The sequence below is a fragment of the Streptomyces fagopyri genome, from assembly GCF_009498275.1.
In the GTDB taxonomy this organism is placed as follows: domain Bacteria; phylum Actinomycetota; class Actinomycetes; order Streptomycetales; family Streptomycetaceae; genus Streptomyces; species Streptomyces fagopyri.
This window is the reverse complement of sequence record NZ_CP045643.1, coordinates 898,842-911,116: the sequence shown is the minus strand read 5'-3', so window position 1 is coordinate 911,116 and position 12,275 is coordinate 898,842. Positions and strand designations below refer to the sequence as shown.

Below are 12,275 nucleotides of genomic sequence, written 5' to 3'. Positions count from 1 at the left end.
GCCGCCGAGCGGGGGTTCGGGCGGCCGGCTCGTGGCGGTGGGCCCGGGGCGAACGTCGCCCGGTACGACATCAGCGGTCTCAGCCGGAGCGGCGGCGCCGGTGCCCATCGAGGAAGACCTCGTCGCTGTAGCACCACGCCCAGGTCTCGCCCACCTCGGCCGACCGGGCGATCGGATGCCCGGTCCGTTCGTAGTGCGCCGTGGCGTGCCCGCCGCGCGAACTGTCGCAGCACCCGATGTGACCACACGTGAGGCACTGCCGGAGGTGCACCCAGTCCTGCCCCCGGGCGGTGCACTCCGCGCAGCCGGCCGGGGCGTCGGGCCTTCCGCCGGTCGTGGGGGAGGACCCGATGTCAGGAACCACCTGACCCAGGTGCGAGCAGCTCCTGCCTCCGGGCCGTCCTCCGTCGGCGGCGACCGTCCATGTCTCCATCGCTCCTCCGTGAGTTGTCGGGTGGCCCGGGAGGGCCGGGTCTGGCTTGTCGGTTCCAGCCTTCAGCGGCTTCCAGGGAGTGGCCGCCCAGTCTTCCTGGGCATCCTGGCCGCTGATGGAGATGTGCGCGCCTTGTGCGGTCGGTGATTACGGGGATGACAGCGGGGTGTTCCTCGGGCCGACGGCCCTGAGCTGGTGATTCGTTGATCGGATCAGCTGGTGACATGCCCGGAGAACGGGTGGGTGCGAGGGAAGGAAACGTCCTCCGGGCGGCGGGCCCGGATCGACGGGACCCGTGCCACACCCCGAGCTCTGCTTCTCGCGCATGGACGGCAGCCCCGCTCCGCGTGATTCGGCGCGCCACACGCCGGTCGGCTCCTCGTACCCGATGTACCTGACGTGGCCCGACGTGGAAGAGCGCCCCGACATGGAAGAGCGCTCCGACATGGGAGTGCCGGGGCGTGGCGGTCTCGTCCGGGACGGTCTCGCGGGGCCGCTCGTCCGGTCCGGAGCGGCGGACCGTTCCGACATGTCCGAGCTGCCCCTGTCAGACCTCTGTTCCAGCGACCTACCGGCCGGTATACAAGCGATGTTGAATCTGCAAGGGCAGCGCTCTCCTGACCGTGGTGGCGCTCGGCGTGGCCGGAGCGCCGGCGACGGCTGTGATGGGGCTTGCTGTGTCAGCGACGACGGAGGAGAGTTGATGAACCATCACATGGTCCCGAGCGGCACGGCCCCACGACGGCGACACGCACCCGCGCTGGGAGCGGCCCTCGGCTGCGGTGTCCTTGTCCTCGGCGCCGTCGCGGCGTCCCCCGCCGCTGCCGACGGAGGTCACGCGCACCGGGGCGAGAAGTACGTGGCGCTCGGCGACTCGTACACCTCGGGTCCCCTGATTCCCCGTCAGGTCGACGTGAACTGCGCCCGGTCCGACCAGAACTACCCCTCGCTGGTCTCGGCCGCGCGGAAGACCGCTTCCTTCACGGACGTCAGCTGCAGCGGAGCGACGACCGAGAACATGTGGAAGGCCCAGGGGACCAACGGCCCCCAGCTGAACGCCCTGGGGCGCTCCACGGATCTGGTGACGGTGCAGATCGGCGGCAACGACGTCGGCTTCAGCTCCATCATCGGCACCTGCGTCGCGCTGAGTTCGAAGGACCTGGCGGGCGCACCCTGCCGGCAGTACTACAACGCTTCGGGTGTCGACCAGCTCACCATGAGCATCCTGCAGACGGCTCCCAAGCTGGCGCGCGTACTGCGCGCGGTCCACGACCGGGCCCCGCACGCCCGCGTACTCGTGGTCGGCTACCCCGACCTGCTGCCCGACGACGGCAGCGGCTGCTATCCGTCCGTCCCGTTCGCCGCGGGGGACTTCCCCTACCTGCGCGACGTGAGCAAGCGCCTCAACCTGGTGATGCGCGCGGTGGCGCTGTTCAACCGCGCCGACTACGTCGACACCTACAAGCCCACGATCGGGCACGACATGTGCAAGGCGCCCGCCGACCGCTGGATCGAACCGCTGAGGCCCGCCGCCCCCGCAGGCCCCGCGCACCCCAACGCCAAGGGAGAGGCGGCGATGGCCCGGACGGTCCTCGCACAGCTGTCCAGGGGTGACGGGCACCGTCACTGAACCGGGCGCCGGGACATCACCGGCCCCGGCGGAACGCCCCCCGCACCGCATCCGGTGTGGGGGGCGTCGCCGTGTCGTCCCCCTGCCGAGGGGCCCCGGCAAGGTCGGGACGCTAGAGTCCCGAGTGCTGGAGGCCACTTCGGCCGGACCCGACGACCGTCGGCCCGGCGGTCCGTTCCGTGCTCACGGAGGCCGCCGACGACGACGTCGGACCGAGCCGCGCGGCCGTACACCGGATGCCCGTCCGTTGTCCGCGCAGTACTCAGGACACCTGCTCAGCGACCTGTCGCCGGCGATGACTCTGTGGGAGATCCCTTCATGACCACGGCCAAGGACCTCTTGATCATCGCCATCGGAGTGGACCACGGCGGGCCCGTGGGACAGGGCGATCTGTCCCTGGCGCTCGCCGGCGCGGAGCTGATCGACCTCCTCGGCACGCGGGCCGTCACCCTGGCGGGCGAACGCGTCGTACCGGACGGGCACGACGCGCCGGAGGACCGCCTCCTGGCCGAGGCCGGGGCGTCGCTCGTACGACAGGTGCCGTACGAGTCGGTCGACGACTGGCTGTGGCGCAGGGGCCGCGACCTCTTCTCGGCCTACACGGCCGTCCTGGAGGAGGAAGGGCAGCTGACGCGGGAACGGCGTCGCCGGATGTCCTTCGCGGCCGCCCGGATGACGGTGCCCGATTCGGCCGCCCGCCGACGTGCCCTGCACCGCTGGGCGGCGGACGAGCCCGTGGTCCTCGCCCTCGCGGCGGCCGTCGGGATCGAGGGGGACCAGAGCGCTGACGAGCCGGTCGTCACCGACGACGCGGTGACGGCCGTACTGGCCGCCGTCCACGACGCGGTCATGGAGCTGGAGGCCGTCCGCCAGCGCCGGTCCTTCGAGAACGCGGCGTTCGCCAACGTATGGCGAGGAGCGTGAGACCCAGGGGCGTCCCGAACCGAGGAGGCCCCCACGGCCGTGCGCTCACTCGGACGTGCCGGGCTCGTCCCCGGACGCGCCCGGGCTCCTGCCGGGGACGTCGTCGCGTGCCGTACGGCGTGGGCGGATGGCCCCGGCGACCCGCTGGAACGTCCGGGTCAGCTGCTGCGGCAGCCCCCGCCCGTCCGCGCCGTCGAACGACTCGTGGGCGCGGGACGCCGCCCCGCGGAACTCCTTGATCTCGGCCAGCGCCGTATGCGCGAGCTCGGTCGCCTCGCGGTACTGGTCACGCGACTTCGTCATCGCTTCGAGGGCTTCGGCGTAGGCGGCCACCAGCCCGCGGGCGCGGTCCAGCTCCTCCTCCATCGTCAGCAGCCGCCACTGCTCCCGGAGCGCGGTCACGGCCTCCTCCGCCTCCTCGCCCAGTGGCCGGGGCAGGGCGGCGTACCGTACGACCTTCTCCAGGAGCTCGGTCGGCTCCGACCCGTCGAGGAACACGCTGCGCACGGTGAAGTCCTGCTCCGTGAACCCGGTCCGGGCCGGTGAGCCGGGCAGGATCACCGCGCCTCCGCGCGGCACCCGTACTCCCAGGTCGTAGAGGGCCCAGTTGACGGCCTGGAACTGGTCCGGCGCGGCGCGGTGCTCCACGACGCGATGGCGCAGAGCGGGCGGCAGCAGACTCACCAGGGGGACACGGCCGCGGTGGTCGGTCGACATCGCCTCGTGGACGACGACGTTGATGCTCCAGCTGTGCTGCGCCGACTCCCGGAGCATCCGGCGCAGCGCCTTGTCCTCCTGCGGCAGCGGGTTGATGTCCTGGAGAGCCAGATCGCCGACCGCGTCGCGGTCCCAGCGGATCTCGCCGCCGCTCGCGGGCCAGAACATCGTCGCGGGAGAGGGCCAGGACAGGTCCCAGGGCCGGTCCGCCTCGGCGGCCAGCGTCCAGCGCCGCTGCTCGTCCACGTGCGCGCGACCGTCGGTGGTGAGGCGCGCCCGGACGGTGACGGTGTCGTCGACGACCCAGCGCGCCTCGAAGACGTGCGCGTCGGGTTCCGCGGAGTTCCCGGTCTCCAGGAAGTCCCGGATCGTCTCGTCGGCCTTCAGCCTCTGCAGGTTCTCCCGGAGGGTCTCCTGCGGCGCGGGGCCGGCCTGGCGTCCCCTGGCCAGCCAGACGGTGTCCGGAGCGGTGGGGCGGGCGGTGGTGGACTTGGGCATGAGTCACTTCGCGGGTGGGAGGCGGCGTGCGCTCCCAGTATGGTCGCTGCGGGTCGCGGGCGGCGATTCGAGGGCCGTGTGGATCACCGACCTCCGCTCCCGTCCCCGTACGGCAGGCTTGTTCGCTTGCGTCGCCCATGGGTGTTTTGGGGTGATGTCAACGCTTTTCCTCCGTGAGGCCCGCGTTCACGGGCGCGGGGTTCGAGGTCGTGAGACATCGCCCGTACGTGTTTCGCCGCGCGGACCCGTGCGTGCGGTCGTCGTCCGCCGGTGGGGCGACGATCCCGTCGGGGCGGACCGCACGGCGGGTTCGACCGGAGGTGGGCGGCACGGCGGGTTCGACCGGAGGCGGCCCGCACGGCGGGTTCGACCGGAGGTGGGCGGCACGGCTCAGGAGGTTCGGCTCGCGCTGCCCTGGGTCAGCGCCGGCCGGACGTCCGCCTGGCGGAGCTCGGCCAGCAACTCGCTCTGGCCGACGAGAAGTTCGGTCAGGATACGGCGGGCGGCCCGCAGGAGTTCGGCGACGTCGCCGCCGGCGAGCGCGTAACTGACGGTGGAACCCTCCCGGATGGACACCACGATCCCGGAGCGGCGCAGCACGGCCAGTTGCTGGGAGAGGCTGGAGGGTTCGATCTCGATCTCGTCGAGCAGGTCGCGCACGGGGACGGGGCCGTTCTGCAGCAGTTCCAGAACGCGGATGCGCACGGGGTGCCCGAGCATGCGGAAGAACTCGGCCTTGGCCTGGTAGAGGGGGACCTGCATGGTGAATCGTTCGCTCCCTACCGCGGTTGAGGGACGGTGCTCCGGGCCGGCGCGGCGGCCGTGTACGGGCCGCCGCGGGGGCGGGCTTCGCGGACCGATGACCGATCCTCGCGTCTCCCGCCCCGCACACCCATCGGATTGGCCTGATCTGGATGTGCCCAGATGAAGAACTCTGCAACTCGTGGGCGTGCGGAAGCGCGGAGGAGGCGGCCGGCTACACCTCCAGTTCGGCCTCGATGCGCTTGAGTTGGTGACGGGCCATGGCCAGGTTGGACTTCCCCTTGTCGAGCACGAGGTAGAGGAACAGGCCGTTCCCGTCCCGGCCCTTCAACGGCCGGATGAGGTGGTACTGATGCGAGAGCGTGATCAGCATGTCCTCGATGTCGCTCTTGATGCCGAGGTGTTCCATGGTGCGGGTCTTGGCGCGGATGACGTCGGTGTTGCCCGCGGCGGCGACCGCCAGGTCCAGGTCCTTGCCTCCTCCTAAGGTCCCCAGCGCCATGCCGCTGGTGTAGTCGACGAGAGCGGCTCCCAGAGCGCCCTCGATCGACGTCATGATCTCCTTCAAAGAGATGTCCACACTTGCCATGACGGTGTCCCCTCGTTGTGTGCGGCCCGCGATACCCGGGCGGCTCCGTGAGCCGGACCCTACGTACCGTGCGCGGCGGGCAACCGAGTTGTTCCGGGACTGACAGAAGGTGCGCCAAAGCAGTGAACGGCTCGATCTCTTCTGACTGTTGATGTGCGACGGCTGACCGTCGACGCCACCCTTGCCGCGCGTGTCGGTTCCGGCCCGGCGATCCCCTCGCCCGTGCCGCAGGTGTCAGTTACGGCTCAGCAGTCTGCTCGCCCCCGCCACCACCGAGGTCGCGAGCAGCCAGCCCGCGAGGATCAGCAGGACGGCCACCGCCTTGTCCACTCCGGTCGGATCCCAGGCGGTCCGCTGACCGAGGCCGGCGACGGGGACGATCAGGTCGAGGGTGTACAGCACGGGGTCCCAGTCCCGCCGCGTCCCGCCCGTGACCGGTGACGGCCGGTGCGTGGCGAACCACGCGGAGCCCGCGCCCACCAGCACGACCAGCCAGACCAGGGCGCGTCCCGGTGCGTACCCGTAGCCGAACAGCGTGTCCTGGACGGCGCCCCAGGCGCGGGCCGGCAGCCGTTCCGACCGGTGGGTCCGGCGTTCGCGGGCGCGCCGGACGACCCGCGCGGACCGTTCGTCGCCGGCGCGCTGATAGGACAGCGCGAGCTGTTCGAAGGAACCCGCGGTGGCCTCACCGTCCCTGGCCAGCCAGGCCAGCCGTTCCTTCACGCCGACGGGGTCGACCGAGCCGAGCCGGTCGTAGGTGAGCCCCTCCACGTCGAGCGCGCCCGCGGCCGGCCAGCTGTCCGGCGCGTCCACGTACGAACCGATCCGCGCGTCGCGCAGCACGACCGCGCCCGCCGGGCTCGTACGGAAATCCACCCGCAGGCGGGCCGTGCGCAGCCGGGTGAGGATCGCGGCACCCGCCGGGGCGCCGAGCACGGCGTCGTGGAAGGTGACGATGCCGGCGACCTCGGCGCTGCGCAGACGGACGGGGCCGGAGCAGGTGAAGCCCCAGTCGGCGTAGAAACCGCCGTCGCAGCGCAGGCCCGTGGCGTCGATCGCGGTCGCCGACGCACCCTCGAAGAGCAGTGAGTGGCCGACCTGTCCGTCCCTGAGGTAGAGGCCACCCGACGACTCCAGGCCACTCGCGCGCAGGGAGTCCCCGACCGTGACGCGTGGGGCGAACAGCGCCCACGGGCCGGGGCCGCCCAGCACCGCCCGTTCGAGGACGAGCGCGCCGTCCACGTGCGCGGCCACCAGACGCAACGGTGCGGTGGTCAGTTCCTCGGACACCCGGCGAGCGGCCGGAACCCGGTCGCCGTCGGTGCGGAAGTCGGCGAACGGAGCCGTGCCGGTGGCGGCGCCGATCCGCGCCTCGCGCAGCACCAGGTCCCCCCGTACCCGCAGCCCGTCGGCGAGGAGTGCCGTCATCCGACTGCCGCTGAGGTCAAGGGAGTTGACGACGGCTCCGGACAGCTGGATCTCTCCGTCGAAGACGCAGTCCACGAACTCCAGACGGGCATCGAGGACCGCCAGCCGCAGATCCACGGTGCCCGTGCACCGTGCCCCGGTGACGACCACGCGCTGTGTCCGCCCGGCGGCGCGCAGCACGTACGCGGCGAGGCGGGCACCGTCGATCTCCCGTCCCCGCTCCAGGTCCCTCCGCAGACCGCGCGACCCACCGCGACCGGATGCCATCCGCCCTCAATGTCACTCGTCCGTAGGAAAGTTGACGTTCCTCGTCGATGATGACAGTTCGGCGCCCGAGGTGGAAGAAGGGTGATATTTCCCTCGGCCGCGTGGGCAGAACCTGTCTCAGGAACCGCAGTGGTGAACGGAAGACGGAGGGCGCCGGACCATGGCAGGACTTCACTTCGCCCCCAGACTCACTCCCAGCGGCTGGGAGAAGGTGATGCAGCCCCGGCGCGCACCGTTCGCGGCGGACGGACGGTGGACGCACCGGATTCTGGAACAGGGGCTCCATCTGAACTTCGCCCGGGTCGAGTTCGCCGACATGGCGGCGCTGGCGCGAGCCCTGCTGCTGATCGACGCGGCGGTGCGCGACAGCGTGCCGGTCCGGGTCACGCTGCCGACCGCGGACCTGCCAGGGCCGGGTGGCGGCGACCCGCTGGACACCGGCGGCACGGAGGGTGAGGCGGGTGAGGAACGGGACCGGGCGGCGGCGCAGCGGCTGCTGACCCGGCAGGCCCGGGCGCGCGGCGACGCGCGGGCCTTCATGGGCCAGGTCGGGTTCCTGGACGCCCTGCGGCCGGGACGCTGGCCGGAGGGAGCCGTCGAGGTGGACGACGCGGCGGCGGTGGACCACCTTCCGCCCGCCGACGACGCGACACCGGGCGGCGGCAAGTCCACGGCCCGCGACGAGTCCCCGTACGTGCGGCGGCGCATCCTGCCGTTCCAGTGGCTGTCACCGCTGGACGGCGACGAACTGCGCGTGTCACAGGACTTCCTGGGGATCGTGGCCCGGCTCCGTGACCTCGGGCTGTCGGAGCCGGACGCCGACGCGCTGAGCCAGACGGTGCTTCTGGAGCTGCTGGAGAACGTGGCGGAGCACGGTGCGGCCGGCGTCGTCGGCGAACCGCCCCGCTGCCTCGTGGGCGCCGTCCTGCTCGACTCCATGACGTACGGCCGGCGCCACGCCGACATGCCGCCCGCCTCCGCCGAACTGGCCGAGCTGGCCACCACGACGCGCAGTCAGGTGCTGCGTCTGCTGGTGGGTGACTCGGGCGGTGGGCTGGTGACCCGGCTGGATCCGGTGCAGGCGTGGCACGCCGTCGCGTCCGGGGCACGGCCGGGATCGGGGCACCGGCCGACCGAGGCGGAGGACACGGTCTTCTCCGCCTTCGGGCACCACACCCCCGTACCGGACGGCACGCGCGCCGACGCGAACGCGCCGAGGCCGGGCCAGAGCGGACTGTGGCGGGTGGCGCACCTGGTCAGGAGTTACGGCGGCAGCATCGTCGTCCGGACCGCGGACACGATGACCGGCTGGGTGTACACGGAGTCCGGCGGGCAGACGGTCATGGCCGAGGACTCACTCGGTCACGCACCGGGCACGCTGCACGAGGTGCAGGTCCTCACCGATCCGAGGACGCACCGCACCCCGGTGTCCTGGATCGACCGTTCGCAGGCGGCGATCGGCCATCAACTGCGCTGGATACGCTGCGAGTTCGACCCGGCGAACGGCCTCGACGAGGCCGGCCGTGCCGCACTCGTGGACGCGGCCAGAGAAACCGCGCGGGATCCGGCGCTGGGCGGAGTGGTGGTGTCGGTGCCGTTACGGGACACCGGCTACCTCAGTCCCTCCGGCCTGCAGGACGCGCTGAGCGCCGCGCTCGGCGTGGCCGACGGACTGGCCGACCTCACGGCTGTCGCGGTCCTCTTCCCCGACGCCGACCCGCGGATCGTGGACCTGAGTGTGAGCGGGCTGCACGCCGAGCGGCATCCCGGCGCGAGCGCGCCACCGAGCCCGACGCTGGTCCACGGCTGTTACGGACCGCCCATCTGGTACGGCGGCTCGACGGCCGTCCGCGCCGTCCTGACCGAACTGAGCAGGGTCGGCGGCGTGGTCTCGGCGGAGACCGCGATGCGGTGCTGGAGACAGGCCGGAGGGGAACCGGGTGACGGCCTGTGGCGTGCGCTGGATGAGTACCCAAGGCTCTTCGAGGTCTCCGGCGGCCGGGTCTCCCTCGCGCTGACCCCCCTGGGCGTGCTGCGCACCCTGGAACGGGAGGCGCACCGCGAGCTGGCCGAGGTCGTCGAGCACCGGGGAGAGGCCGCGGGCGTGGCGAACGGCCTGTTCCGGACTCCCGGGCTGCGGATCACCCGGCGCTGGGTCGACTCCGCGCTGCTGCTGGACGCGACGGTCGGAACGGCGACGGCGGCGTACGTCCTGGCCCGCAAGGTGGAGGCCGTGCTGAACGAACGCGGGCACGGCGAGGTTCCCACGATGGTCGCGCATGTGTCGGCGGCGCCCAGACCGCTGGCCGCGCGGCTGAGCGAGTGCCTGGCACTGGGCGGGAGGCACCACGCCATGCCGGGTGAACTCGACCTGGAGGGGCTGCATCCGAGCGAACCGGTGCAGGCGGGCGAGCGGGTGGTGCTCATCACCGACCTTCTGTCGACGGAGAACACCACACGGCGGGCGGCGGCCGCCATCGTGGGCGCGGGCGCCGAACCCGCGCTGATCGCCTGTGTCGTGGACGCGCGACCGGAGCGACGCGACATCCAGCTGCTCAACCGGAGCATCCCCGTGGTCTCGCTCACCGACGTCGCCATCGACATCTACGCGGCGGACGGTCGCACTCCGCCGACCGGTGACGCGGTCGGCGTGGACGTCGTGGACATCGATCCGATCCTGCGTCATCCGGTCGTGCCGTCGCCCCCGGAGCCGCCCCGTATCTCGGAGCTCGACTTCCTGCGGTTGTGCACGGGGGCGCCCGACACACTCTCCCTCGGACATCTGGCCGGCCCGCGGTCGCACTCCAGCGCCATGCTGCACCTCGACCGCGCGCTTCGGCACCCGGAGACGGGCGCCCGGATCACGGAGGCCGTCCTCGACGTGCTGAGCGAATCGCTCGCCTCCGCTGCGGAGCCGACGGGACCGGGAGCACCGGCACCGGACGGCGCACGGACGCTGCAACTCTGGTACGCGGGCACCCCGGACGCCGTCTACGACAGCAGGCTCCCGGAAGCACTGCACGCCCGGCTGGGCGAACTCGGCCACGCAGTAGGCCCGTTGGTGCCCGTGCCACGCGGGGTGGCCCGGAACCAGTGGATCTTCCCGACGGCCGTACGGTACGACGCGCGCGGCCAGACAGTGGTGGTGCTGGACGGTCGCGCGACGACCGGCACGACACTGCAGCAGATGATCCGGCTCGCGGTGGCCAGCGGCGCGGTGTCGGTCGTCGCGGTGGTGCTGCTCGACCGGCTCGACCATCAGGAGGCGGCGGCGCTGCGCATGCTGCGGGCCGTGGCCCCGCCGGGCGGCGGCGCACCCGTGCCGGCGGTGGTGCGGTTCGTGAGCGCGAGCAGCATTCCCGGCGAGTCGCCGCACGACTGCGCGATCTGTACCACCCGGCTGCGCGTCCAGGACGACTCGGCCGCACCGAACCGGCTCCGGCGGCACGCGGACCAACTGCGCGAACTGTTGCGCCCCCAGCGCCGCGAGGAGGTGTTCAGCAGCGCGGCGGCGGACCTGTTCGCGGTCCCGATCCGTTCCGACGACGTGATCGACTACATCCGCTGGCGCGCGCTGCTCCGGGAGTCCCTGCGCGACACGGGCTCGCGACAGCGAGTGGTGGACGCGCTGCGCGCGCTCCTCGACGGCCCGCCGCACGCCGAGTTCACACGGTCCAACCTCATCCGGCTCCTCGCCGCGGAGCAGCAGTGGCTGAAGCTGCCGCCGCTCCGGTTCACCGTGGCCCGGGACCTGCTGGCGGAGATCTGCGTGGCCGGCGTCGGCAAGTCCCCCAACGCCTCGCCGTGGCTTCGCGTGCAGGCGTTGATGGTGCTGGCGGCGACCACACCGCAGCAGCTGACCGAGATGCTGCCCCGGCTGCTCACCCTGGTGCTGGACGAACCGGTCCTGGTCGACCAGATGCTCCTGGAGTGCCACCAGCTCCTGCGTCGTCCACCGTACGACTCGCCCATCGACGTGGTGCGGCTGCGCAAGAGCCTGCTGCGCTGCCGCAAGAGCCTCGAGGAGCGGCGCGAGGCACGCGTACCCGGTCTCGCGGACGAATATCTGCACGTGGTGCAGCAGTTGATCACCGTCGCGGATCACAAGGTGGGACCCAAACCGGACGATCCGCAGAAGGCGTGGGAGCAGCTCCGCGAGGACCTGGGGCACGCGGTGATGCGGCACCGGCTGGACTCCGGGCTGTTGCGCGTACGGGACTACGTGGAGGACCTGGAGGACGCGGCACCCTCGCAGGGCGCGGCGCTCGACGCCCGCTCCGACTGGGAGACGTGCAAACGGCACCTCGCCGAGCGCGCGCTGGTCTGTCTTCCCGCGCTACGGCACATCCTCGCCGGCGAGTACGTGGACGACCGGCTCGGGCGACGCGACCACGAACGGCTGATGCGGCTGGTGCCCAACGGGATCACGGCGCTGAGCGAGGTGACGGAGCGGCTCGACCGGCTGCTGCGCGCACCGCGTCAAGTGGATGACCCCGACTGGCAGACGCTACGGTACGAACTCCTCGACCGCCTCGACTGGTGGTACCGGATGTTCCTCGCGACGCATCTGCCGGAGACGGGCAAGCGCGCCCATCTCGTGGACCTGGTGTCGTCGGCGCCGGCCAGGCTCGGGCCCCGGCTGGAGGCACTCCTCGCCGCCCAGGACACCGTGGTGGAGGTGGTGGCGGGCGCGGCCGCGGGGGAGGCCGAGGTGTTCTGTCCCGCACCCCTGCTGACCGAGGCGGTGGAACACGTTCTCGACAACACGCGGCGCCATCGCGTCCCGGACGCCGAGTGCCGTATCCACGTCGCGTACGCGACCTCCGGACCTGGCACCGTACAGGTCTCCTTCCGCAATACCGGCACCCGGCCGCGGCGCGCGGCCGGCCAGGGGCTACGGGCACTGGACGCGAAACTCCGGCCTTTCGGCGCGTCGTTGACGGGGCATGCCCTCGACGAGGAGGACGGCGAGAAGGGCTGGACGTTCGAGACGCTCCTGGCGCTGCCCCTGTGGGAGGGAGCCTGAT

Annotated in this window: 8 protein-coding genes; 3 read left to right on the top strand and 5 right to left on the bottom strand. The window is 72.1% G+C overall.

Annotated features, from left to right (window positions below; genetic code table 11):
• Window positions 1-79: 79 nt before the first annotated feature.
• Window positions 80-433: a UBP-type zinc finger domain-containing protein gene (locus tag GFH48_RS03860; RefSeq protein WP_153286893.1), complete on the bottom strand. Its 354-nt coding sequence runs from the start codon at window positions 431-433 to the stop codon at window positions 80-82.
• A gap of 703 nt (window positions 434-1,136) precedes the next feature.
• Here GFH48_RS03860 and GFH48_RS03855 point away from each other — a divergent pair.
• Entirely contained in the window at window positions 1,137-2,063 is a 927-nt protein-coding gene (locus GFH48_RS03855; protein WP_153286892.1) for an SGNH/GDSL hydrolase family protein, read from the top strand.
• 318 nt (window positions 2,064-2,381) lie between these two features.
• Entirely contained in the window at window positions 2,382-2,987 is a 606-nt protein-coding gene (locus tag GFH48_RS03850; RefSeq protein ID WP_153286891.1) for a GOLPH3/VPS74 family protein, read from the top strand.
• Between the two features lie 45 nt (window positions 2,988-3,032).
• Here GFH48_RS03850 and GFH48_RS03845 read toward each other — a convergent pair whose 3' ends face one another.
• The 4 genes from GFH48_RS03845 to GFH48_RS03830 all read right to left on the bottom strand — a co-directional run bounded on the left by GFH48_RS03845 (window position 3,033) and on the right by GFH48_RS03830 (window position 7,248).
• Window positions 3,033-4,202, bottom strand: a complete 1,170-nt coding sequence (locus GFH48_RS03845; protein WP_153286890.1) for a hypothetical protein — start codon at window positions 4,200-4,202, stop codon at window positions 3,033-3,035.
• A 390-nt stretch (window positions 4,203-4,592) separates the two neighbouring features.
• Window positions 4,593-4,964, bottom strand: coding sequence for an ArsR/SmtB family transcription factor (locus tag GFH48_RS03840; RefSeq protein WP_153286889.1), 372 nt, complete (start codon window positions 4,962-4,964; stop codon window positions 4,593-4,595).
• 214 nt (window positions 4,965-5,178) lie between these two features.
• Window positions 5,179-5,553 (bottom strand): roadblock/LC7 domain-containing protein, encoded by a 375-nt coding sequence (locus GFH48_RS03835; RefSeq protein ID WP_153286888.1) that lies wholly within the window; start codon window positions 5,551-5,553, stop codon window positions 5,179-5,181.
• Between the two features lie 234 nt (window positions 5,554-5,787).
• Window positions 5,788-7,248 carry a hypothetical protein gene (locus GFH48_RS03830; protein WP_153286887.1) on the bottom strand — a complete coding sequence of 487 codons (1,461 nt, stop codon included), beginning with the start codon at window positions 7,246-7,248 and terminating at the stop codon, window positions 5,788-5,790.
• 160 nt (window positions 7,249-7,408) lie between these two features.
• On the opposite strand from GFH48_RS03830, the gene GFH48_RS03825 reads away from it, so the two are divergent.
• The gene (locus tag GFH48_RS03825; protein WP_153286886.1) at window positions 7,409-12,274 is read left to right on the top strand and encodes a hypothetical protein; all 4,866 of its coding nucleotides are present in this window, start codon (window positions 7,409-7,411) and stop codon (window positions 12,272-12,274) included.
• Window position 12,275 lies beyond the last annotated feature (1 nt).

Coding starts and splice junctions, on each gene's coding strand:
- GFH48_RS03860 (WP_153286893.1), bottom strand. CDS start 433: ATGGAGACATGGACGGTCGCCGCCGACGGAGGACGGCCCGGAGGCAGG.
- GFH48_RS03855 (WP_153286892.1), top strand. CDS start 1,137: ATGAACCATCACATGGTCCCGAGCGGCACGGCCCCACGACGGCGACAC.
- GFH48_RS03850 (WP_153286891.1), top strand. CDS start 2,382: ATGACCACGGCCAAGGACCTCTTGATCATCGCCATCGGAGTGGACCAC.
- GFH48_RS03845 (WP_153286890.1), bottom strand. CDS start 4,202: ATGCCCAAGTCCACCACCGCCCGCCCCACCGCTCCGGACACCGTCTGG.
- GFH48_RS03840 (WP_153286889.1), bottom strand. CDS start 4,964: ATGCAGGTCCCCCTCTACCAGGCCAAGGCCGAGTTCTTCCGCATGCTC.
- GFH48_RS03835 (WP_153286888.1), bottom strand. CDS start 5,553: ATGGCAAGTGTGGACATCTCTTTGAAGGAGATCATGACGTCGATCGAG.
- GFH48_RS03830 (WP_153286887.1), bottom strand. CDS start 7,248: ATGGCATCCGGTCGCGGTGGGTCGCGCGGTCTGCGGAGGGACCTGGAG.
- GFH48_RS03825 (WP_153286886.1), top strand. CDS start 7,409: ATGGCAGGACTTCACTTCGCCCCCAGACTCACTCCCAGCGGCTGGGAG.